The organism is Dyella silvae (genome assembly GCF_026421305.1).
Taxonomy (GTDB): domain Bacteria; phylum Pseudomonadota; class Gammaproteobacteria; order Xanthomonadales; family Rhodanobacteraceae; genus Dyella; species Dyella silvae.
Window position 1 is genome coordinate 825,976 of record NZ_JAPJBQ010000002.1, and the last position, 22,741, is coordinate 848,716.

The 22,741-nt window shown below is 62.2% G+C and carries 15 protein-coding genes; 9 read left to right on the forward strand and 6 right to left on the reverse strand.

The window, feature by feature from the left end:
- Nucleotides 1–104 precede the first annotated feature (104 nt).
- Nucleotides 105–851 (forward strand): AraC family transcriptional regulator, encoded by a 747-nt coding sequence (locus OQE56_RS08000; RefSeq protein WP_267223212.1) that lies wholly within the window; start codon nt 105–107, stop codon nt 849–851.
- 59 nt (nt 852–910) lie between these two features.
- Here the strand turns inward: OQE56_RS08000 and OQE56_RS08005 are convergent, their stop codons facing one another.
- Nucleotides 911–1,273 (reverse strand): hypothetical protein, encoded by a 363-nt coding sequence (locus tag OQE56_RS08005; protein ID WP_267223214.1) that lies wholly within the window; start codon nt 1,271–1,273, stop codon nt 911–913.
- Nucleotides 1,274–1,520: 247 nt separating this feature from the next.
- On the reverse strand, nt 1,521–1,844 hold the full coding sequence (locus OQE56_RS08010; protein ID WP_267223215.1) for a YXWGXW repeat-containing protein: 324 nt from the start codon (nt 1,842–1,844) through the stop codon (nt 1,521–1,523).
- A gap of 172 nt (nt 1,845–2,016) precedes the next feature.
- On the opposite strand from OQE56_RS08010, the gene OQE56_RS08015 reads away from it, so the two are divergent.
- The 6 genes from OQE56_RS08015 (at nt 2,017) to OQE56_RS08040 (ending at nt 11,247) form a co-directional block, all read left to right on the forward strand.
- Nucleotides 2,017–2,646 carry a TetR/AcrR family transcriptional regulator gene (locus OQE56_RS08015; protein WP_267223217.1) on the forward strand — a complete coding sequence of 210 codons (630 nt, stop codon included), beginning with the start codon at nt 2,017–2,019 and terminating at the stop codon, nt 2,644–2,646.
- A complete protein-coding gene (locus tag OQE56_RS08020) occupies nt 2,643–3,578 on the forward strand; it encodes an alpha/beta hydrolase (protein ID WP_267223219.1) in 936 nt (311 codons plus the stop codon). The genes OQE56_RS08015 and OQE56_RS08020 overlap by 4 nt, the downstream gene beginning before the upstream one ends.
- A gap of 231 nt (nt 3,579–3,809) precedes the next feature.
- Nucleotides 3,810–7,277, forward strand: coding sequence for a methylmalonyl-CoA mutase family protein (locus OQE56_RS08025; protein WP_267223221.1), 3,468 nt, complete (start codon nt 3,810–3,812; stop codon nt 7,275–7,277).
- 649 nt (nt 7,278–7,926) lie between these two features.
- Nucleotides 7,927–8,598 (forward strand): glutathione S-transferase, encoded by a 672-nt coding sequence (locus OQE56_RS08030; RefSeq protein ID WP_267223223.1) that lies wholly within the window; start codon nt 7,927–7,929, stop codon nt 8,596–8,598.
- An 832-nt stretch (nt 8,599–9,430) separates the two neighbouring features.
- The gene (locus OQE56_RS08035; protein WP_267223421.1) at nt 9,431–10,138 is read left to right on the forward strand and encodes a polysaccharide deacetylase family protein; all 708 of its coding nucleotides are present in this window, start codon (nt 9,431–9,433) and stop codon (nt 10,136–10,138) included.
- Nucleotides 10,135–11,247, forward strand: coding sequence for a glycosyltransferase family 4 protein (locus tag OQE56_RS08040; RefSeq protein WP_267223224.1), 1,113 nt, complete (start codon nt 10,135–10,137; stop codon nt 11,245–11,247). Before OQE56_RS08035 ends, OQE56_RS08040 begins: the two co-directional genes overlap by 4 nt.
- Nucleotides 11,248–11,266: 19 nt before the next feature.
- On the opposite strand, the gene OQE56_RS08045 is transcribed toward OQE56_RS08040, so the two are convergent.
- The 4 genes from OQE56_RS08045 to OQE56_RS08060 all read right to left on the reverse strand — a co-directional run bounded on the left by OQE56_RS08045 (nt 11,267) and on the right by OQE56_RS08060 (nt 16,682).
- Nucleotides 11,267–12,832 carry an MBL fold metallo-hydrolase gene (locus tag OQE56_RS08045; RefSeq protein ID WP_267223225.1) on the reverse strand — a complete coding sequence of 522 codons (1,566 nt, stop codon included), beginning with the start codon at nt 12,830–12,832 and terminating at the stop codon, nt 11,267–11,269.
- Nucleotides 12,833–13,236: 404 nt separating this feature from the next.
- Nucleotides 13,237–14,616 carry an Hsp70 family protein gene (locus tag OQE56_RS08050; protein WP_267223227.1) on the reverse strand — a complete coding sequence of 460 codons (1,380 nt, stop codon included), beginning with the start codon at nt 14,614–14,616 and terminating at the stop codon, nt 13,237–13,239.
- Nucleotides 14,617–14,844: 228 nt separating this feature from the next.
- On the reverse strand, nt 14,845–15,609 hold the full coding sequence (locus OQE56_RS08055) for an SDR family oxidoreductase (RefSeq protein ID WP_267223228.1): 765 nt from the start codon (nt 15,607–15,609) through the stop codon (nt 14,845–14,847).
- A gap of 155 nt (nt 15,610–15,764) precedes the next feature.
- Nucleotides 15,765–16,682 (reverse strand): LysR family transcriptional regulator, encoded by a 918-nt coding sequence (locus tag OQE56_RS08060; RefSeq protein WP_267223230.1) that lies wholly within the window; start codon nt 16,680–16,682, stop codon nt 15,765–15,767.
- 437 nt (nt 16,683–17,119) lie between these two features.
- On the opposite strand from OQE56_RS08060, the gene OQE56_RS08065 reads away from it, so the two are divergent.
- Together OQE56_RS08065 and OQE56_RS08070 are read left to right on the forward strand one after the other, a co-directional pair.
- Nucleotides 17,120–18,253, forward strand: a complete 1,134-nt coding sequence (locus OQE56_RS08065; protein WP_267223232.1) for a response regulator — start codon at nt 17,120–17,122, stop codon at nt 18,251–18,253.
- 35 nt (nt 18,254–18,288) lie between these two features.
- Nucleotides 18,289–22,446 carry a response regulator gene (locus OQE56_RS08070; RefSeq protein ID WP_267223234.1) on the forward strand — a complete coding sequence of 1,386 codons (4,158 nt, stop codon included), beginning with the start codon at nt 18,289–18,291 and terminating at the stop codon, nt 22,444–22,446.
- Nucleotides 22,447–22,741: the final 295 nt, after the last annotated feature.

Below are 22,741 nucleotides of genomic sequence, written 5' to 3' on the forward strand. Positions count from 1 at the left end.
GAGATCCTTGCCCGGGTTCGATGCGGAATTCGGCACAATGGAAGACACCGGTTGCCATCCTTGCTGCAGGTGCAGCAAGGACTTGCCCGTTACCAGTACTATCGATGGATATGAAGATTTCAGCCGACGAACTGGAAGTGCTTTTCGACGCGTTGCCGGACGTGGTGTTCTTCGTGAAAGACAGCGACGGCCGCTACACCCACGCCAATCAGACACTGGTGCGGCGCCTGGGGCTCAAGCAGCGCAGCGACGTCATCGGCCGCAGCGTGACCGAGCTGTTTCCCGCCGCAATGGGCGGCTCCTATGCCACCCAGGACCGCCGCGTGCTGTCAGGCGAGGTCATCGACAACCAATTGGAAGTCCATATTTCGCCCAATCGCGCGCCGGGTTGGTGTCTTACCTGCAAGCGGCCGCTGGTGGTGCGCGGCAAAGTGCGCGGCGTCGTAGGCATCTCGCGTGATCTGGGCAAGCCAGACGGCAGACATCCCACCTATCTGCGGCTTGGCCGCGTACTCGCGTACCTGCAGGAGCACTACGCCGAGAACGTTCGTGTTGGCACGCTGGCCGGGCTTGCCGATCTTTCGGTGGCGCAGCTCGAGCGTCATTTCCGCAAGGTGTTCCAGCTCACGCCACAGCAGCTGCAGACCAAGTTGCGCATCGAGGAAGCCATGCGTCGCCTGCACGGTGACGAGAGCGTGGCGGCGATTGGCCTGGCCTGCGGTTTTGCCGATCAGAGCGCATTCGCCCGGCAGTTCAAAGCCACGGTGGGCATGACTCCGCGGGACTATCGGGCCATGGCCGCGGCATCGTCAGAGGGGCGGCGCATGCCGTCCATTGACGCTGCGACATGAGCCCATAAAAAAAGCCCTGCGAACGCAGGGCTTTTTCCGTATGGCTGGATAGGGGGCGATCAGCCGGCCACCCACACACCTACATTGAGGTGCCAGCCGTCATTGCGGTGCTCATAGTGCGGGTGCACATAGTGATAGCCCTCGCGCTCGCCTTCCCAGTGGCCGTGGACCGCGACGTACTGGTGGCCATTCCAGTGCCAGTAGCCGCGAGCCCAGACATAGCCCGGACGATGCGGCGGTTCTTCCTCGACCAGCACGGTCGGCGGCGGCTGCGGAGCGATCACTTCGACGTATTCGCGCTGCACCACCTGCTCACGCTCGACCACCACCGGGCGCGGACGGGGAGCCGGCTGCTCCACGACGCAGCCGCTGGCAAGCAGGGTCAAACCAGACAGAGCGATGAGACGGAAACGGATCGACATAGATGAAGTGCCTTTGTGAAAGAAATGTGAGTGTGACGGAGGAACGATGACGTGCCTGGCTTAGGCGTACCTTTCTATTACTGACCTTTTTTCCATCTATTTTTTCTTTGATGGCAAGGACTTGCGATGCCCCTTGGGCCTCCTTCGGTGGCTCTTTCGCCGATGTCGACGCTATGTGATTGACCTGGCTGGGGGAGTGGCCACCGGCGTCTGCCGGCGATGGCCACCGCGGTCGCAAGTTGTTGCCTCAGCGCTCCCAGTGACCCTCATGAAGCCGCCAGCCGTCGTGCTCATGCTCCCAACGCGTCGGGTGGTAGACGTAGCCGGGCCGGGCCGGAACCCAGTAGCCGTCGACCCAGACATGGCGATGGCCTTCCCAGCGCCAGTAGCCCGGTGCCCACACGAAGCCTTCGCGCGCCGGCGGCACCACTTCGTACTGCGGCGGAGGCGGGGCCACGTTGATGCCCACCGAGACCGATACCTGGGCTGCCGCGGATGGGGCGTAGACCGCACCAGCACTGGCGATGCCGAGTGCCGCTAGCAGGGCGAGCCTACGGGTGGTGTGCAGCATGGGGTTCTCCTCCTGTGGTCGCACCAGGCGGCCTTGTGTCGGTGAACGGGTCGTTCTGGCACGTGTTGACGCCTACACGCGGGCTTGTTCAGGTTCGTTTGGGCTAACCACCGCCATTTGTTCAGCTTTCTTTGACGACAAAAGAACGAACGGTCGTGCTATTTTATGCCCCATGAACAGCACACCGACCGTTACCGGCAAGCGCGCGGCCACCCGCGAACTGATCCTTGACCACGCTTTCGAGCTGGCTCGGCGTGATGGGCTGGAAGGCCTTTCCATCGGCTCGTTGGCGCTGGACGTGGGCATGTCCAAGAGTGGCTTGTTCGCGCACTTCGGCTCCCGCGAAGATCTGCAGCTAGCGGTGCTGGACGCCGCACAGCTGCGATTTCTGCAGCGGGTGAAGTGGCCCGCCCTGAAGCTGCCGCGTGGTTTGCCGCGTGTGCGTGCCATCGTCGCCAACTGGGTGGAGTGGGGACGCGAGTATCAGAGCGGCTGCGTGCTGGTTACCGCTGCCAGCGAGTACGACGGCCGCGAAGGCCCGTTGCACGACGCCGTGACCCGGCAGCAGGCGGGCTGGCGACAGGAAATGTGCCGCGCCATCGGCCACGCCATCGAGAACGGCGAGTTGAGCGAGACCACCAAGCCGGCGCTGCTCGCCTTTGAGATTTACGCATTGATGCTGGCCCTGCATCACGACGCGGGCCTGTTTGGTTTTGAAGAAGCGAGTCAGCACGCGCTGGCCGCCTTTGACCGTCTGCTCGTCAGCTATCGCCCGGAATCGGGCCAGAGGACCGCGCCATGACCGCTTACGCCACGCCTGCTGTGCAACAACATCACCGCCATGGCGCCTTCAAGATTGGCGCTGTGCGCGCCGGCTTCGCGCTCGCCAGCCGGCTGGTGCCGACGCGAGCGGTCAATCAGGCCGTGCGCCTGTTCGTCACGCCATTCGCCAGCAGTCGTACGCGTGCACAACGTGCACAACCCGATGCGGCCATGCAGCGTGGCGAGCTCACCATCCACGGCCGGCGCATTGCCACTTATGTCTGGGGCGACCCCTCGCGCCAGCCATATGTGTTGCTGGTGCATGGCTGGTCCAGCTTCGGTCTTCGATATCTGCCCTGGGTCGATTCGCTGCGCAAGATGGGCTATGCGCTGGTGTCGTTCGACCAGCCGGGCCATGGCAACAGCGAAGGGCGCTTCTGCACCTTGCCCGACTTCATCGACACTGTGCGTGAGGTGGGCCGCCACTTCGGCGACGCTGCGCTCACCGTTGCCCACTCGTTGGGCGGCGCGGCCGCTGCGCTTGCGCAGGGTGAGGCGTGGCATGCGCAGAAGCTCATCCTGATTGCGCCGGCTGCTGATCCGGTCGACGCCACCCGCCGGTTCAGCCGTTTCGTGCGCCTTGGCCAGCATCTCTTCGGCCGGCTTCACGAGAGTCTGCAGTCGATGACCGGTGTGAACATCCACGACCTGCAGGTGCATCGCCACCTGCACAGCCTGGGGCAACCGGCCCTGATCGTGCACGACGTGGACGACCGCGACGTGCCCTGGAGCGAGGGCGAGCGTTATGCGCGGCACTGGAGCGGTGCCCGCCTGCTGAGCACGCAGGGGCTGGGGCATCACCGTGTGCTCGACGCGCCAGAAGTGATCGAGGCGTCGCTGGCATTCCTGCGCGGGGATCTGGTGGGCGAGCGGGTGGTGTCTTCGCCGAACTTGCCGTTTGGCGACAGCTGACCGACAGCGAGCGGACTTCCCTGTGGGAGCGCGCCCTGTGCGCTACGGCCGCCCACAGGGTGCGCTCCTGCCGAAATCCGTGCGCCAGATGGCAGTGCACGCGACGGGACAGACAGTACTGCCGCGCACGGTTTCGGCGAAAAACCACATTGAGATCGCGCCGCAACATGTTCCGAACGTAACCATCCATTAAAATCGGGAGTTCGACGCTTACGCAGTTTCGGAGTCCCCATGAGTTCCCCCGCCCAGCACGTTCCCGCCAGCGCCGCCCAGGCGGAGACCCGCCCCCTGCGCTTTGTCACCGCCGCCAGCCTGTTCGACGGCCACGACGCCGCCATCAACATCATGCGGCGCATCATCCAGTCGCAGGGCGCCGAGGTGATTCACCTCGGCCATAACCGTTCCGTGGAAGACGTGGTGCGCGCCGCGCTGCAGGAAGACGCAGATGCCATCGCGCTGTCGTCCTACCAGGGCGGTCACGTCGAGTACTTCAAGTACATGGTCGACATGCTCAAGCAGCATGGCGCTTCCCATATCCGGGTGTTCGGCGGTGGCGGCGGCACCATCACGCCGGAGGAAATCCGCGAGCTGCAGGCTTACGGCGTCGAGCGCATCTATCACCCCAATGACGGCATGAAGCTCGGCCTCACCGAGATGATCGAGGACGTGATGCATCGCACGCGCGCCGCGGCAGTGAAGCGCGCGAAGGAAGAGCCGTCTTCCACCGTGACGCCGCTGGTCGATATCGGCAACGAGATTGCCGTGGGCCAGGTGCTCTCTGCCATTGAGGAAGGCGGTATCGCCGAGGCCGAGCTCGATCATCTGCGCAAGCAATGGAAGATGGCCGGCAAGCAGACGCCCGTGCTCGGCGTCACCGGTACCGGCGGCGCGGGTAAGTCGTCCGTGGTGGACGAGCTGTTGCTGCGTTTCCTGCACGCGTTCCCCGAGATGCGCATTGCCGTGCTTGCTGTCGATCCGACCCGCCGCCGCAGCGGCGGTGCCCTGTTGGGCGACCGCATCCGCATGAATTCGCTGCGCAGCCATCGCGTGTACATGCGCTCGATGGCGACGCGCCGCCAGCACGCCGCGACCAGTGCCGTGCTGCGCGATTGCATCGATTTCCTCAAAGCCCAGCCGTACGACCTGGTGATTGTCGAAACCGCCGGCATCGGCCAGAGCGATTCGGAGATCGTCGATCTGGTGGATTTCCCCACCTATGTGATGACCAGCGACTACGGCGCCGCCAGCCAGCTCGAAAAGATCGACATGATCGACTTCGCCGAGCTGGTCGTGCTCAACAAGTTCGACAAGCGTGGCGCGGAAGACGCACTGCGCGACGTGCGCAAGCAGTGGAAGCGCAACCGCACCGCCTTCTCGCTCACCGACGAGCAGGTGCCGGTGTATCCCACCATTGCCAGCCAGTTCAACGATCCGGGTGTCACCTGGATGTTCACCAACCTGTGCCGTCTGCTGCGCGACAAGCTTGGCCTGCAGGCGGAGAAGTGGACGCCCAGCCTCGACACCACGCTGAAGGAGCCGCGCGCCACGGTGCTGATCCCGGGCAGCCGCGTACGCTATCTCGCCGAGATCGCCGAGCAGGGGCGCGGCATCAACAAGGAAATCGAGCACGAGGCCGAGTTCGCCAGCAAGGCGCAGCACTACTACGAGTCGCTGAAGGATCTGGGCGACGCCCATCTGCCGCGTCCGCTGGCCCGCTACGAATCGTCCGCGCTGCACGAAGAGGGCGTGGACCGCACGCTGCTCACCTTGCGTCAGCGCTACAACGAAGCCATCAAGGAACTCAGCCACCACGCCATCCACCTTCTGCACGAATGGCCGGCGCGCTACAAGTCGGTGACCGATGAGGTCAACGAATACAAAGTGCGCGACAAGGTGATCCGCGTGGAGAACTACCGCGAATCGCTGAGCCACCAGAAGATCCCGAAGGTGGCGCCGCCCAAGACCAAGGACTGGGGCGACCTGCTGCGCTTCCTGCAGCGCGAGAACCTGCCGGGCCATTACCCGTACACCGGTGGCGTGTATCCGTATCGCCGCACCGGTGAAGATCCCACCCGCATGTTCGCGGGCGAGGGCACGCCGGAGCGCACCAACCGCCGCTTCCACTACCTGAGCCAGGGCGGCGCGGCCACGCGCCTGTCCACCGCGTTCGACTCGGTGACGCTGTACGGTGAAGATCCGGCGCCGCGCCCGGACATCTACGGCAAGATCGGTAATTCCGGCGTCAACATCGCCACGCTGGACGACATGAAGAAGCTGTACTCCGGCTTCGACCTCAGTGCGCCGAGCAGCTCCGTGTCGATGACCATCAACGGTCCCGCGCCGATCATCCTCGCGATGTTCATGAACACCGCGATCGACCAGAACGTCGAGAAGCACCTGAAAGAAGATCCGGCGCGCTGGGCCGCGGCCGAAAAGAAGATCGCCACGATGTTCCCGAACGGTCGCCCGCAGTACTCGGGCGATTTGCCGAAGGGTAATGAAGGTCTGGGCCTCGGCCTGCTCGGCGTCACCGGCGATCAGCTGGTGGACGCCGACACCTACGCGCGCATCAAGGAAGAAACGCTGCAGACCGTGCGCGGCACAGTGCAGGCGGACATCCTGAAGGAAGATCAAGCACAGAACACCTGCATCTTCTCGACGGAATTCGCACTGCGCATGATGGGCGATATCCAGCAGTACTTCGTCGACCACAAGGTGCGCAACTTCTACTCGGTGTCCATCTCCGGCTACCACATCGCCGAAGCCGGTGCGAACCCGATCAGCCAGTTGGCCTTCACGCTCAGCAACGGCTTCACCATCGTCGAGTACTACCTCGCCCGAGGCATGAACATCGACGACTTCGCGCCGAACCTGTCGTTCTTCTTCTCCAACGGCATGGACCCGGAATACACCGTGATCGGTCGTGTGGCCCGCCGCATCTGGGCGCGCGCGATGCGTGAGCGCTACGGTGCCAGCGCACGCAGCCAGATGATGAAGTACCACATTCAGACGTCCGGCCGCTCGCTGCACGCGCAGGAAATCCAGTTCAACGACATCCGCACCACGCTGCAGGCGCTGTATGCATTGTTCGACAACTGCAACAGCCTGCACACCAATGCGTACGACGAAGCCATCACCACGCCGACCGAAGAAAGCGTGCGCCGCGCCGTGGCGATCCAGATGATCATCAACAAAGAGCTTGGCCTCAACTTCAACGAAAACCCGTGGCAGGGCAGCCACATCGTTGAAGCGCTCACCGATATCGTCGAAGAGGCGGTGTACAAGGAGTTCGAGGCGATCAGCGAACGCGGTGGCGTGCTCGGCGCGATGGACACCATGTACCAGCGCGGCAAGATTCAGGAAGAGTCGATGTACTACGAGCAGAAGAAGCACGACGGCAGCCTCCCGCTGATCGGCGTGAATACCTTCCTGCCGAAGGATCATGGCGGCGAAATCGCTACGGAGATTGAACTCATCCGTTCGACTGAAGGCGAAAAGGGTCAGCAGATCGACAACGTGCAGGCCTTCGGCAAGATGCGCAATAGCCTGGCACCGGAGAGCCTCAAGGTGCTGCAGAACACCGCTCGCGACCGCAAGAATGTTTTCGAGCAGCTGATGGAAGCGGTGAAGTACAACTCGCTTGGGCAGATCAGCCATGCGTTGTACGAGGTGGGCGGCGAGTATCGCCGGAACATGTAATACCTCTCCACCCAAAGCGCTCGCGCGTTTTCTCCCTCTCCCCTTCGGGGAGAGGGTTGGGGTGAGGGGTGGGTGCTCGCGGTAGCGTTCAATCCCCTCACCGTCATCCCTGCGAAGGCAGGACAAGCGCGAAGCGCGCAGAACGCCCGTAGGGCGGCCCCGAAGGGGCGAGCGTAGCGAGTCATCCAGTGACTTTCGCTCTTGATTTGGCGTTCCTGCCAGCGTGCCGCCTACGCGGCGGGCGTTTCGATCGTCTGCCGACGCTCGAGTCACTTTTCTTTTGCTGGCCCAAAAGAAAAGTAACCCAAAGAAAATGGCCTTAGGAGCTGGCAGCATTGCGCAGGAATAAGCCCGAACGCTCGAGGCGCGTTGTTGCTTGGCAACCTCCGCCGCTACACAGCGGGTACTTCCAGGCGCTTCGCAACGCGCCTTCGCGTAGAGGGCTTAAAGCCGAACGTCGCTTCGCGTCCTCTTTGCTGGCGCTTTGGGTATTTTGCGAGGCACTCCACTTCTCCCTCTCCCCTCCGGGGAGAGGGCTGGGGTGAGGGGCGGGTGCTCGCCGCTACCCTGCCTATCCACGCATCCCGCTGAAACCTCGCCAGCACCGCACCGTGCTAGCCTCGGCTGACTCCTGCCGACCCGGTGCCGCATGCTTATCGTCCACCACCTCAACAACTCGCGATCCCAGCGTGTGCTCTGGTTGCTGGAAGAGCTCGGTGTGCCGTACGGGATCCGTCGATACCAGCGCGACCCGAAGACCCTGCTGGCGCCGCCGGAGTTGCGGGCGATCCATCCGCTGGGCAAGTCGCCAGTGGTCGAGGACGAGGGGCAGGTGCTGGCGGAGTCTGGCGCCATCATCGAATACCTGGTGGATCGCTACGACACCGGGCGCCTCGCGCCGTTGTCCGGCATGCCTGAGCGGCAGCGCTTCACGTACTGGCTCCATTACGCGGAAGGCTCTGCCATGCCGCCGCTGTTGCTGAAGCTGGTGGCGTCGCGCATCGCCAATGCGCCGATGCCGTTCTTCGCCAAGCCGATTGCACGCAAGATTGCGACGACGCTTCAGCGGAGCTTTGTCGATCCTCAGCTGGCCTTGCACCTTGGTTATATCAACAACGAACTGGCCGCTACCGGCTGGTTCGTCGGTGGCGAATTCAGCGCTGCGGATATCCAGATGAGTTTTCCGCTGGAAGCGGCCATGGCCCGCAGCGGCATGAATGCGAAGCTGCCGCACATTGCTGCCTTTGTGGAGCGCATTCACAAACGGCCTGCGTATCGCCGTGCGCTTGAACGCGGCGGCCCGTACACATTGCTCGACTGACGGGACAACACAGTGCTAGGGCAGTGTTTCATCGCCCAGGCGCCCATGATGCGCCCCTTGGAAAAGCTGTGGACTTCGTTGTCCAGAAGGTTTGCAACCGGAGCCGCAGGCACGCGATCGCTGCCCGCTTATCCGACCTGCGGTCTCCGGCTGCAAGCCTTCTGGACATCGTGGTCCCCGCTATGCGCGTCGGGTCATCAGGGGATGCCGCATTGCGGCTACCGCGGCCCGATGCGTAGATGTGAGCGCTTGCTCATGGCGAACAGGCGTCGTTGCGTCAGGCACATCACGAGATAGAGCGAACTTAGTGCCAGCCCTCGCCATGTGCCGTTATCAGCATGGGGATGGAGCAAGAGCTCGTACACCGAGAATGCAAACAGCAGGGCCGCCGCCACCATGCAGAGGCCCCGCACAGGCAGTGGGCGCCATAGGGTGCTTGTCATCGTCTTCATGCCGCCATTGTGCGGAGCGCCCACGTAAAGAAGCGATGCGGCGGATCGGCTTCGCCATATAGAACGTGTAAAAACTTCAGCGCGAACCGCCCCTCCGGACGTCTTTGAAGGCGCTTCTTGGGCGACATACGTCCGCCACTTTTGGATGGCTATCCGGCGCTTCGCGCCCATCTTTACGTCAGGAGTGCGTCAGGTACGCACCACGATGTAAGTCGTGCGTCAGCTTCGCGCCGTGTTTGTTCAATAAAGCGTGAAGAGATAGGAAAAAACGTGGTGAAACGGCGCTGCATGCATCTTTGCGCAAGCTATGGCGGCGTACGATGGTTGGCATCCGGGTCGCGATCAGGGTTTTGGGGCGCTTCGTGAAGATACCGATTTTGATGTATCACAACATCGCTCGAGTGCCGTCTGGCATCAGCGTCTATCGCAGCCTCTATGTGTCGCCTGCGTCGTTTGCGCGGCAGATGGGCTTGCTGCGCACATTGGGCTATCGCGGCGTATCGATGGGCGATGCCATGCCTTATCTACGGGGTGAACAGCAGGGCAAGGTCGCGGTGGTTACGCTTGACGATGGTTATGTCGATAACCTGGAATCGGCGGCGCCCATTCTGCAGCGCTATGGCTTCACGGCGACATGCTATGTCGTCAGTGGCCGCATCGGTCAGTACAACGCGTGGGATGACGAGAAACTCGGTATACGCAAACCGCTGATGACGACCGAGCAGTTGCGGTCGTGGCACGACGCCGGTATGGAAATTGGTGCGCACACGCGTACGCACGTGCGCCTTAGTCAATGTACCGATCAGCAGCAGGTTGATGAAATTGGCGGCTCCCGGGCGGAGCTGGAAGATCGCCTCGGCATCGCCGTCACGCAGTTCTGCTATCCGTACGGTGATTGCGATGAGCGTGCCGTCGAGGCGACGCGTAACGCTGGCTTCGCAGCGGCGACCACAACGCATCGAGGCCGCGCCTCCGCGGGTCCCGCTACCGATTTCTGGCGGCTTCCGCGCATCCAGGTGGCGCGCCATCACCTGTTGCCGCAGGTGGCGGCCAAGGTACTCACCGGTTACGAAGATCAGCGGTCATGAAGCTACTCTTTGTCGGTACCAATCCGGAAAACACGGGCGCTGCCACGCACTTCGTCGCACTGGCGCGTGCCATGGCGGAGGCCGGTCACCAGGTCGAGTGCGTGGTGTCCAGGAAAGGGTTGATTGGCAAAGGCGTAGAAGCGGCCCACCTTCCTGCGTACTACAGCACCTTTCGCAATGTCTACGATGTGCGCGGCTACAAGACGGTGTTGCAGCGTATTGGGAGATTTTCCCCCGACTGGCTGGTCGGCAATTTCGGAAAAGAGTACTGGCCGCTTATCGCGTGTAGCCGTCTTACGCACACGCCTGTGGCGCTGTTTCGGCATCGCCATCCACGCATGAGCAAGCTGTCCGAGTACGGCGTGCCTCGCCTGGCGCAGCGCTTTATTGCCGTGTCCGAATATGCACGTAATACCTATCTGGCGTGGGGTGTTCCAGCGGAACGCGTCAGCATTTCTTATAACCCGGTCGACATGGCGGCCTTCAGGCCTGACCCGCAACGCCGCGCCCAGGTAAGGCGCGAGTTCGGTATCGACGATGACGCTGTGGTCATGGGCTTTGTAGGGCGCATGCATGGCGGCAAGGGCGTCACTCAATTGATGGAAGCCGTGAATGAGGCCATGGCGGTGCAACCGAAACTGCAGGCGCTCTGGGTGGGCAATGGCCCCGAAGAGCATGTATTGCATGGGATGGCGGACCGGAGTGGCATGTCCACCCGTCATCATTTCACGGGCTGGGTGGCCGATACCGCCCGCTACCACTGCGCGTTCTCATTCCTTGCGTTTCCGTCCGTGGAGCCGGAGACGTTTGGTCGCGTCGCCATCGAGGCCGAAGCCTGCGGCGTGCCGGTACTTGGCAGCAATATCGGTGGTATCCCTGAAACCATGTTGGATGGCGTGACGGGTTATTTGATCGAGCCCGGCAATATCCCCGCCTGGCGCGATCGCATCCTGGCCCTGTGCGATGAAGCGCGCTGCAATTCGATGGGTTCGGCGGCGCGCACCTATATCGCGGAGCATTTCAGTAATGCCGCCGTGGCACGTGATTTCGAGCAGCTGCTGCGTGAGGGTAGCGCTCATATGCATCACTACCATCACGCTGCCACCTGACAGCAATCGCCAGGGCGTGCTACCGGCCTGCCGCGTCGACGAGCTTCACCACGTCACTCCATGGCGTGGGACCCTCGTGCATGGCGTACACCGTGTCCACCTTCAGCTGTTCGCGTTCCACCGCCTGCACGACTTCGTGCATGAGTTGCGGGTCGTACAGGCTGTGGTCGGGGTTCAGGGCGAGCGTATCGCTGGCATAAAGCAGGTGGTGCTCAGGGAAATACACCATGTACTGGCGCTCGGTAGAGGCGCCGCGCAGCGGATAGAGCACGACGCGATTGCTGCCATGGCCCACTTCCAGTTTGCCGGCCACGTCGATCCAGTGCGGTGCTTTCGGATGCTGTTGCAACGCATCGGGGCGCAAGTGGTGTGGCGCTGATATCTGGCGCTCAAGCAGCGGCCGGTTAAGGTCGAGTGCGTACACCGTCATGCCTTCGGCGACTGCCTCGCGCACGCCGGCCAGATGTGGCCAGGAGTCGGAGGTAGTGAGTACGCCCTTGATCGGCTGGTTGGGGTATTCGCTGCGCGCCTTGGTGAGAATGCCCTGTGTGTAGGAAGGCGAAATCGGGGCCTCGAGCACCAGTACGCCATCATCCTGCTTGATCAGCGTGGTGTTCCACGCACCTTGGTAGAGCTGCACGCCTGGCGCCAGTTCCGAGCGGGCCTTGTCGCTAAAACTGCGGTTCCACCCCTTGGATTGCGCGCTTTTGGATGCTGCGTCCGCATCCATGGCGAATCGCTGATCATCCAGTTTGTCGTTGAACGTGGCGTCAAGTAGTTGAGTCGAACGCCAGTCGATGCCATTACGTTGCTCGACGATGGTGGTCGGCAACAACAGGCCCTGGAACAGATGCCAGTTGTCAAAATACACGCGCTGGTGGACATCGCCCCAGGCAAACCAAAAGTCGTTGAACGTGCGCGTGCTCTCCATGGCATCGGGTAAATGGTTATAGCCATTGAGCAGCACGCGGATGGGTACACCTTGCCATGTGAATGCCACTACCGCGTGCGGTGTACCGCGCAGCCATTGCGAGGGCGCATAGTGCAGATCAGGTGCGGCCGCTGCCGTGAGAAGCAATCGTTCGGGCCCAAGGGCCAATGCGTCGCGGGTGGCGTCCAGATCTGCCAGTGAGCAGGGGCGGTCAGCCTTCTCCGCACGATTGACGCCGCCCTGTGGTGTGGCGACCAATGTTTGCGTTGATTCAAACTGGTGCGGATCGGATTCGGGCCAGGTGACGGTCGCGAAGCTCAGCAGGCGTTGCCTCGCGAAATCCAGGGTTAGCTCATCGCGCTCATACGCGGTGATGAAAGGCTGCTGCCGGTACGACTGCTCTGTGAGTGCCACGTGTCCGGTGGTCTGGTAATGCACGTTGGCGATGCTGGTCAGCTGCTGATGGCCGCCCATGGCTGCCATGGCCTGTTCGACGCAGGCGTGAACATCCAGGTTGGCGCATCCTTCATGCGCGCTTCCGGGTATGGTCTCACCATCACGAGGTACATCCGTGGCGAGGGCCGATGTGGCTATGGCGAATGCCAGGCTGCTCAATACGAAGGCGGTGCTGCGACTGCGCTTGCGACGATCCATGTGAGGTCACCCTATCGCGCGTGAAGTGAGGTGTCGCGCAGCCTACGGGGCCGTTGCAGGGGTGCCGCCTGTGAGAAGTCATGGGGTGACTTTTGGCCCACTCGCTCTGTGCGGCGGGTTTGGATCGTTCGTAGTGATTGGGGCCTGTTCACACTATCCGTGTGGCCCGCGCCGGGAGCTTTTTGCCCGCCAGACAAGGAAGAGTGAGGGACTGTATGTCGATACACGACCGAGCGATGACGCGGGATGGCGGGCAAAAAGACCCGGCCCTACGGGTTGCTTGTGCGTGGCCGCCATGCGGCAGCGCGCGGCTTGACCTGGCAGCCAGCCAGGCCTGCGCCACGCACTACCACCTGACGGCCACGCACAAGCAACGCGGGCTACACGGATAGTGTGAACAGGCCCTAGTAGACCGTCTCGCTCGCCGCGACCGCCAGGCCGGACACCACGCCCAGCGAAGGATCGCCATGGACCAGAGGAATCTCCGGGAAACAGGCGGCCACCCGGGCCTTTACTTGCGGTGAGCGTGATGTGCCGCCGGTAAGGAACACGCTGGCGGGCAGGGCAGGCAGGTCGTCGCGCACCACGGTCAGCGTGCGCTCCAATTGCGTGAGAAACGGCTCAATCGCTGTGTCGAGATCATCGCGGCTCGCATCCACTACCAGACCGTGCTCGATGAAATTCAGCTCGGCGCGATGGATTGCGTCAGCGCTCAGCCTGATCTTGGTGCGTTCGGCGGCCTGGTTAAGGCGCGTGGTCGCGCCCAGCTCCTGCAGGGCGCGCAGTCGCGGGCCATAAGGTGCTGCAACGAGGCGATAGTTCTGTTTGCGGAACTCGCGCTGCTTGGGCAGGTTGTGCACGCTGGCTGCTTCTACAAATTGATGCTGCGGTATGCGCACGATGTCCTTGCCCATCAGCGGCATGAAACTGTGCAGGCTCACGCCCACATCCAGATCCGTGCCGCCCTTGGGCAGGCCCCAGTTGCGCGCGATCAGCGGCGACGCATCGCCACCCAGTTCCGCGTGAGTGACGTCGGTGGTGCCGCCGCCAATGTCCACGATCAGCGCATGCTGCCGGTCGTCGAGACTCTTGTGATAGTGCATCGCGGCGGCAGCGGGTTCTTCCAGAAAGCTGACTTCATCGAAACCTGCAGCGGACGCGGCTTCGCGCAGAATCTCGATCGCTTGTTCGGAACCGGCAGCCCCCATCGAGCTGCGAAACTCGACCGGGCGGCCAATCACCGCGCCACGCACCGGCTGGCCGAACTGGCGGCTCGCCGTAAGGCGGATGTGCTCAAGAATGTGCGTGGCGATATGCACGATGACCTTGCGCACCTGTGGATCCAGGCGATAGCCGAACATGGATTTGGGCGATTCGATCAGGTTGCCGCCGCCGCTTTCCAGATAACCCTCCACCGCTTCTTCGCCGAACAGCGCGTGCTGGAAGCTGGCGACCGATGAGGTGGCGGCGCGCGCCTGTTCTTCCATCCACTGGCGCCGTACCACGCGCAACGCGTCGCGGCGCAGCTCCTCGTCGGAACGGGAAGTCGTCACGCCTGTCGCCGCCTGCCGGCGTAATTCCGTGCGGGCCGAGCGGATGTGCGCCTCCAGCTGAGCCTCGAGCTCGGGCGTCAGCTCGAAATCGTTCGGGTCGGGCACGAGTTCGGGAAAGTACACGGCCGTGCGGAACTGCTCCGCCTCGCCGAAACGAACCAGGGTGAGTTCACCGTCGATGATGGCAGCCGCCGCCGAATAGCTGGTGCCGAAGTCGATGCCGATATGCATAAAGAGGCCGCGCGCGGATGGGCAATCAGCCATTATCTCAGGTCCTGCCGCTGACTGCCCGGAAAATCGCGCGCTGCATTGAGATGGATGAACCCGAGTAGCAGGCACCCTTCGTCATCCGTGCCCTTGATTCCATCGTTCCGCGTGACGTGAAGGGTGGGGTCACCCGTCGCTGGATCGAATCCCCTGGCAGCCGAGGCGGCCAGGGGCGGGTTCACTCAATAGCCGTCAGGTTCGCGTGATCGAGACACCGCCATCGACAAGCGAGGCCGTGCCGGTCACAAACGCTGAATCGTCGGATGCCAGGTAGAGTACCGAGCGCGCAAGTTCCTCGGGCGTGGCGACGCGCTTGAGCGCATGAAGGTTGGTGATGAACGTGCGGGTCTCTTCCGTGTCGTTCTTGTCCCGGTACATCTCCGTATCGACGGCGCCGGGAAGCACCGCATTGACGCGCACGCCCTGAGGGCCAAACTCCGAAGCCAGCGCCTGGGTAAGGCCGATCAGACCAGCCTTGCTTGCTGCGTAGGCTGCCGTGCCGGGAAAGGCAAAGGAGTAGCCGACAAAGGTGGAGGTGAAGATCACCGAGCCGCCGCCGTTCTTGAGCATTTGGGCAATCTGGTGCTTCGCGCCCAGAAACGGGCCGGTGAGGTTGATGGCCAGCGTCTGGTTCCAGCCCTCTTCGCTGACGTCGGTGCTGGCGCCACCTTCGCCCAAGGTGCCTGCGTTGTTGAACGCCACATCCAGTTGCCCGAACTTTGCCACGGCAAGATCGACCAGGGCTTTGGCGTAAGCCTCCGAACGGACATCGCCCGCCAGCGCTACGGCCACGCCACCGTCCGCTTCAATTTCCTTCACCAGCGTTTGGAGTTCAGACTCGCGGCGTGCACCCACAACGACCTTGGCACCCTCTTTCGCGAAGAGCTTTGCGGTTGCCCGGCCGATGCCCGAGCTGGCGCCGGTCACCAGCGCCACTTTGTTGGTCAGACGTGTCATGTTGGTATCTCCAGATAGGTTGGGACACATGCCCGCGGCATGTGATGGACATACCTTGATCCCTCGCCACTGAAATGACTTACCACCGCGTTGGCGCTCACGTTCGAATTCATCGAACGTGTTGGCGCCAGTCGTTCGGGAGGGCTCACCCCCGGCTACTCAACGATGTTTCGCCCCTGGATAAAGCGTTTCGCCAGCCGCGGTTGACGCAATTGCTCGAGCCACCAGGCAAGTGCACGCCCTTCCTGGTCACCGCGCCATGCCACATAGAGAACATTAGGCTCGCGGGGGTCGGCCACACGGCGTTGCACCAGCTCACCGCTGGCAAGCATGGCGCTGACGCGTTGGCGGGGTAGCCAACCAACGCCGAGTCCATCGCGCTGGGTCAACGCCTTGGCCCGGATGCTTGGCACCGCGAGCGTGGTCTGGCCGCCGATGACGCCATAGGCCCGGCCTTCGTTCCGGTGGGAGGTGTCCGCCACCACCACCGAACGGTGGGCGGCAATCATCTCGCGCGTCAGCGGCTCTTTGACCTTGGCGAGCGGGTGGCGCGGCGAGATAGCGAAAACCCATTCGATAACACCCAGTTCAAACCAGCGAAGATTGGGTGTAGAGGGTGGCTCGTTGGTCGCGCCGATCACCAGGTCCGCGCGTCCGTCGCGTAGTGCCTCCCATGTGCCGCCCAGTACTTCATGCGTGATGCGTAGCGCGACGCCGGAATGGAGCGCATCAAAGGCACGGATCACCGGCATCAGCAGCTCATACTCAATGATTTCATCCGTCACGATCCACAGACGATCTTCCCAGCCACTGGCTACTTGCTTGACGCGTTGGGTCAGTCGCTCAAGGTCCATGCTGAGCCGCATGGCTTCCTTGGTCAGCAACTGGCCAGCGGGTGTGAGTTGCAGACGGTAGCGACGGCGATCGAACAGCAGGGCATCGAACCGTGCCTCTAACTGACGTGCCGCATGCGAAATAGTCGATGGCGCCTTGCCCAGACGTGCCGCTGCACCGGAGAGACTTCCGCTATCGCGAATCGCTGCGAGCAGGGCCAGTTCGTCCTCGGACAACATAGGTGATCCTTTCCAACGATGGCGTGGCAGGCATGGTAGGGCGTATCCCTGCATCTCACCAAGATCGCGCTTTCACAGACTGACCCGGTGCGCCGTTCTTGCCCAAGGCGGACAACCGCCTCGGCGGCGTTGAGGTGGGCGGCAATCGCTTCATGCACCACACCGCTGAAGACGGTAACGATGCCGATGGGCGCGGAGTTGTGTGAGGCGTCATGGAGCCATCGGCGAAACATAGGTTTCGCTCAGACAGCGTGCTTGAGGCACAGGGTTGCCAGGGACTGGCCAGTGAACAAACGTCAATTCCGCGTGAACGATTGAATCCGTATCGCGCATAGCCGTATCGCTTTGTCATTCGCTTTATATACTGTTGGGAGCAATCACATCCGCAGCGCTCCAGATAGCACGACTCACGCACGCGACACGCGAGGAGAGTGGGCATGGTGGCGAATGACGTTACAAAGCGTCCCACGATACTTGTGGTGGACGATGGTCCGGATAACCGGATGCTTCTGTCGGAGTTGCTCAAGCCGCTCTATAACGTCCTGACGGCTTCCGACGGCGAAGAAGGGCTGCGCATCGCGCTGGCACCTGAAAAGATCGATCTGATTCTGCTGGATGTCGTGATGCCAGGCATCTCGGGTTTTGAGGTCTGCAGGCAACTCAAGTCGCGACTCGAAACCCGTGCCATCCCGGTCATCTTTTTGACCACATTGAACGCGACAGAAGACGAGACGCGAGGGCTGGTGCTTGGTGCGGTCGACTACGTCACCAAACCCATCAATCCTCCTGTGCTGATGGCGCGCGTCGCCACCCATCTTCGTTTGAAAGCGGTCTCGGATTTCCTCCGGGACAAAAACGAATATCTGGAACAGGAAGTGGCGCGCCGCACGCACGAGGTGATGGTCGTGCAGGAAGTGACCATTCTCGCGCTGACGTCACTGGCCGAGGCGCGGGATAACGAGACCGGCAATCACATACGTCGCACACAGCACTACGTGAAAGTGTTGGCGGATCATCTCAAGGATCACCCCAGGTTCGCGGGCGAGCTGGATGAGGAGAAGCGGCGCCTGCTGTACCAGTCGGCACCGTTACACGATATCGGCAAGGTCGGTATTCCCGACAGCATTCTTCTGAAGCAGGGGCGCCTGACGCCGGAAGAGTTTGAGGTGATGAAGACCCATACCACGATAGGCCGTGATGCGATCCAGAATGCGGAGGATCATTTGGGCATCAATGTTCCCTTCCTGCGGCTCGCCAAGGAAATGGCCTATTGCCATCAGGAACGATGGAACGGAACGGGTTATCCCGAGGGGCGAGCCGGAGAAGACATTCCGCTTTCCGCCCGCTTGATGGCGGTGGCTGACGTCTACGACGCCTTGATCAGCCGAAGGGTCTACAAGAAGGGCATGCCGCACGAGCAGGCCATGCAGCTGATCAAGAACGGGCGAGGTATCGACTTTGATCCCGATATTGTCGACGCCTTTCTGGTGCTGCAGGGCGAGTTTCAGGCGATTGCCAGGCGCTTTGCCGATGCTGACGTACACGCGCAAGACGAACGGTTGGGCGTGTAGCGTCTCGTTCCTCCTGACGGGTGAGCCTTGTTGGCATGAATGCCCTGTTCGAGCGATTGGTGCGACTACCGCTGCGCCGCCGAATCCAGATCGGCTTTGGCGGCGCGTTGCTGTTGGCGGTGCTGTTGGGTGCGTATGGCCTGAATGTTCAGCGGCTGCAGAAGGAGCGGATGGACAGCCTGTACCAGAAGGACATGCTGGGGCTGGTGCATCTGGAGGAGGCCAGGACAGCGCTGGGCGATATCGGACAAAACCTGCGGGAGGCCGTACTGGTCGATCGTCTGGACGAACGTGCCGAAGCATTGCGTCAGTTGGCGGCGTCGGAAGCGGTGCTGCACCAGGAGATCGCGCAGGCGAGGCCTCTCATCTACCGCGACGACATCGAGCAGAAACTCGCGGCGTTCGAGCTCGCCTTTGCCGGTTACTGGCAACAGGTGCAAGACATCGAGACGCAGCTCAGAAATGCCGCAGGATCGGCGGCCGCCCAGGATGCGGCCATCGCAAGCATGACCTCGCCGGCCTTCCGGCGAAGTGATGCGGCAGCGAAAGGTCTGCTGGCCAGTGTGGAGCAGATGAAGCGTGACGGCGCTGATCAGGAAGTCGTAGCGGCAACCGTGCGCTTTCATCATGGCGTGCAGCTCACGATATGGCTGCTGGTGTTGGGTGTTATGGGGGGTGTGCTGTTCGCGCGCCTGGTCAGTCAATCCATCAGGCGACCGACGGAGGACCTGCGCCATGCACTCGATGCGCTGAGCTCCGGCGCGCTCGATACGACCGTGCCATTTACCAACTATCCGAACGAAGCCGGTGAGCTCGCCCGTAGCATCGTGACCCTGCAGAACGAAGCCAGAAATATGGCAAGGCAGCGTTGGGTGAAGACCCACGTGGCGTCCATCTCCGCCGCGCTGCAGTCCGCGAGCGACGCCGACCAGCTGACCCAGCGCTTCCTCTCGGCCCTGGCGCTACTCATTCAATTGGGGCAGGGCGTTTTCTATGTCTACGAGGAGTCAGCAAAGCAATTGCAATGGTGTGGCGGCTATGCCGCCAGCGGTGCAAAGGCCACCATTTCATTGGGAGAGGGGTTGGTGGGGCAGTGTGCGGTGGATCGCCTGGCCGTGTCGGTGAAACAACCGGCTACCGACTTTCTGAGGGTGACCACAGGTCTGGGGGAGGGTGCCCCGGCCGAGATCATGGTGTTGCCTGTAGCGAGAGGCCATCGCCTGTATGGCGTGATGGAGCTGGCCACGCTGGCGCCGCTCTCCGAAGGTGAACGTGAGTTGCTGGATGAACTCGTGCCGTTGTTGGCGATGAATATGGAGATTCTCGAGCGGGCCATGTGCACGCAGCAGCTTCTGCATGAGACCAGCCGGCAGGCCGAACTGACCGCGCAACAGGCGGTCGATCTGAAAGAGCAGACCATCGAGCTGGAAGCCCAAAAAGAAACCATCGCTGCGGCCAAAGCCTGGTACCGGGGCATTATTGACTCGGCGCCAGATGGCATCCTGATCGTCGACAAGGATGGCCGCATTCTGCTGGTGAACCCCAAGCTGGAGGCCATTTTCGGTTACGCAAGCGGCGAGCTGATCGGCACGCCGGTCGAGCGTCTCGTGCCGTACGCCGCTGGCGCCAGCCACGTTTTGTTTCGCCGTGAGTTCTTCGACCATGACATCAGCCGGCAGATGGGCAGTGGCAACGCCGATCTGCATGGCGTGCGAAAAGATGGCCGGGAGTTTTCCGTGGAAATCGGCCTGTCGTTTCTGCCCGATCTGGAAGGGCGCGGACGATGCGTGTGTGCATCGGTGCGCGACATCAGTGAGCGGCGCGCCCTGGAGGCTGCCATCCTCAAGAGCGAAGAGCGGCTTCAGTACATTCTGGATAGCGGTCCCATCGGCATTGCGGTGTCTACCGGCGGGCGGCTGCGGTTCGCCAATCCGAAATTTGTCGAGATGTTTGGCGTCGGTGCCGGGCAAGAGACCACCGACTTGTACGTCAACCGGGGCGAGCGCGAACAGATCTGGGCGAGCCTTGAAGCCGACGGCATCGTTGCCGAACGCGAAGTCAGGATGTACGACCGGGCTGGCCGCGAGCGGGACATGCTGGTGACTTATCTGCCGATCAATTACGACGGCGAATCGGGTGCACTTGCCTGGGCCGTGGACATGACCGATCGCAAGGCGGCGGCAGATGCCGTGCAACGGGCCAGAGACGTTGCCGAAGAAGCCACCAGGGCAAAGAGTGATTTTCTGGCCAACATGAGCCACGAAATCCGCACGCCCATGAACGCCATCATTGGCATCAGCCAGCTTGCGCTGGAGTCCGGGCCGGAGGCGAAACAGCGCGGTTACCTTGAGAAAATTCATCGCTCGGCGGGCAACCTGTTGGGAATCATCAACGACATCCTCGATTTTTCGAAGATCGAGGCAGGCCAGATGCATATGGAGCGTGTCGATTTCTGGCTGGAGGACGTGCTCGATCAGCTGGCAAGCATGGTGGGCTTCAAGGCGGAGGAGAAGGGGCTGGAGCTGCTGTTCCGGCTGGCTTCCGACACGCCGGCGGGGCTCATCGGCGATCCGCTGCGCCTGGGCCAGATCTTGCTCAACCTGTGCAACAACGCGGTGAAGTTCACCGAGCATGGCTCGATTGTGGTGGGCGTCGAACGCGTGCCTGTAACGCACGATGGCGCGGAACTCCACTTCTGGGTGAAAGACACCGGCATCGGCATGACCAAGGATCAGTGCAGCCGCATCTTTGAATCCTTCGTGCAGGCGGACTCGTCTACCACGCGGCGTTACGGTGGCACCGGGCTTGGTCTGGCCATATCCCGGCGGCTGGTCGAATTGATGGACGGCCGACTCTGGGTAGAGAGCGAACCAGAGCAAGGTTCTACTTTCCACTTTCACGCCCGCTTCGGTCTGCAGCCGGGTGATCGGCAGCCGCGCCTCGCGCATCTTGAAGGGCTTGGCGGATTGCGCGTTCTGGTGGTTGACGACAGTGCGGAGGCTCGCGAAATACTTTCATTCATGATCGCCAGCCTCGGGCTTCAGGCGGACGTAGCCCCTGGCGGAGAAGAAGCACTGCGGCGCATCGACGATGCTCAGCGCGCGGGTCACCCGTACCAGCTCCTTCTGATGGACTGGAAAATGGCTGGCCTGGATGGTGTCGAAACCGTGGGGCGTCTTCAATCCAGTCCACGCGCACCTATTCCAGCGGTGATCATGGTGACCGCCTATGGCCGGGAGCAGGCGCTGGAAGAAGCGCACCGGCAAGGCGTGCGGCTCGATGGTGTGCTCGCCAAGCCAGTGACGCCTTATGTCTTGTCGACAGCGGTATGGCAGGCATTGAGCGAGGAAGGCGCGCCATCGCTATCGATGGCGCCTCAGCGTGCCGAACGCGATCGGGTGGTCGCATCGCTGGTAGGCTGCCGCGTGTTGCTCGTGGAGGACAACGAGCTGAATCAGGAGCTCGCCATTGAGCTGTTGCGTCGTGCCGGTATCGAGACGGTGTTGGCGCGCGATGGGCAGGAGGCACTGGACCTGCTGATGCGAGATTCGCATTTCGATGGCGTGTTGATGGATGGCCAGATGCCGGTCATGGATGGCTACACGGCCGCGCGCGCAATCCGGGATCAGCTGGCACTGGTTGATCTGCCGATCATTGCGATGACGGCGGATGCCATGGCCGGCGATCGCGATAAAGCCATCGCGGCAGGCATGAACGACCACATATCCAAACCGCTGGATGTGGATGCGATGTTTGCCACCATGGCGCGCTGGATCCATCCGAAGAAGCGTCAGGGTGAAGGGCTACCTTCAACGGAGCTCACGAAAGCTACTGGCATGCCCGAGTTGCCGGGCATCGACCAGCGAGCAGGGTTGGCCACTTGCGGCAACATCGAGCCGTTGTACGGGCGTCTGTTGTCGATGTTTTTGCACACGTATGCCGACTTCGCGAATGCGTTCAACGAGGCCAGGCAGGCCACTGACGAGAAGGCGGCATCGCGGCTCGCACACACGCTGCGGGGCGCCGCGGGCAATATCGGCGCCTTGCATGTGGCTGCGTCTGCTGCCGAGCTTGAACAGGCCTGCAACGCCAACGCGCCGCGGGAAGACATCGATCGTTTGCTCGCTGCCGTCAGTGCGGCGCTGCAGCCCGTGATCGATGGTCTGAGGACGCTCGAAGCTACGCCGATTTAGTCGATGTTGCTTCCACACGTACAAGGAGTGACCGTCTCATGGAACGGAGACCACTTTCGAAAAGGCGACCCGAATCGGGACGGCGGCGCATGAAGTGGCGCGGCATCCTCTGACAGACAGCGGAGGGATGGCTGGTTACTTTCCGGTGGTCATTGCAGCACCGCAGTGAAGTAACGCGGATCGCGTGAGTTGCAGCTCACGCGACCCGCTGACCATAAGCAGCTTGCTAGGAGTTGATCATGGCTACACCGGATCATACGGCACCCACGCGCTCGCCGAATTCCCACGGAGGCAC

What these genes read in the sequence shown, in the direction of transcription:
- OQE56_RS08000 (WP_267223212.1), top strand. Translation starts at nt 105, where the DNA reads ATGGATATGAAGATTTCAGCCGACGAACTGGAAGTGCTTTTCGACGCG.
- OQE56_RS08015 (WP_267223217.1), top strand. Translation starts at nt 2,017, where the DNA reads ATGAACAGCACACCGACCGTTACCGGCAAGCGCGCGGCCACCCGCGAA.
- OQE56_RS08065 (WP_267223232.1), top strand. Translation starts at nt 17,120, where the DNA reads ATGGTGGCGAATGACGTTACAAAGCGTCCCACGATACTTGTGGTGGAC.
- OQE56_RS08050 (WP_267223227.1), bottom strand. Translation starts at nt 14,616, where the DNA reads ATGCATATCGGCATCGACTTCGGCACCAGCTATTCGGCGGCGGCTGCC.
- OQE56_RS08030 (WP_267223223.1), top strand. Translation starts at nt 7,927, where the DNA reads ATGCTTATCGTCCACCACCTCAACAACTCGCGATCCCAGCGTGTGCTC.
- OQE56_RS08035 (WP_267223421.1), top strand. Translation starts at nt 9,431, where the DNA reads ATGTATCACAACATCGCTCGAGTGCCGTCTGGCATCAGCGTCTATCGC.
- OQE56_RS08045 (WP_267223225.1), bottom strand. Translation starts at nt 12,832, where the DNA reads ATGGATCGTCGCAAGCGCAGTCGCAGCACCGCCTTCGTATTGAGCAGC.
- OQE56_RS08025 (WP_267223221.1), top strand. Translation starts at nt 3,810, where the DNA reads ATGAGTTCCCCCGCCCAGCACGTTCCCGCCAGCGCCGCCCAGGCGGAG.
- OQE56_RS08005 (WP_267223214.1), bottom strand. Translation starts at nt 1,273, where the DNA reads ATGTCGATCCGTTTCCGTCTCATCGCTCTGTCTGGTTTGACCCTGCTT.
- OQE56_RS08060 (WP_267223230.1), bottom strand. Translation starts at nt 16,682, where the DNA reads ATGTTGTCCGAGGACGAACTGGCCCTGCTCGCAGCGATTCGCGATAGC.
- OQE56_RS08010 (WP_267223215.1), bottom strand. Translation starts at nt 1,844, where the DNA reads ATGCTGCACACCACCCGTAGGCTCGCCCTGCTAGCGGCACTCGGCATC.
- OQE56_RS08070 (WP_267223234.1), top strand. Translation starts at nt 18,289, where the DNA reads ATGAATGCCCTGTTCGAGCGATTGGTGCGACTACCGCTGCGCCGCCGA.
- OQE56_RS08040 (WP_267223224.1), top strand. Translation starts at nt 10,135, where the DNA reads ATGAAGCTACTCTTTGTCGGTACCAATCCGGAAAACACGGGCGCTGCC.
- OQE56_RS08055 (WP_267223228.1), bottom strand. Translation starts at nt 15,609, where the DNA reads ATGACACGTCTGACCAACAAAGTGGCGCTGGTGACCGGCGCCAGCTCG.
- OQE56_RS08020 (WP_267223219.1), top strand. Translation starts at nt 2,643, where the DNA reads ATGACCGCTTACGCCACGCCTGCTGTGCAACAACATCACCGCCATGGC.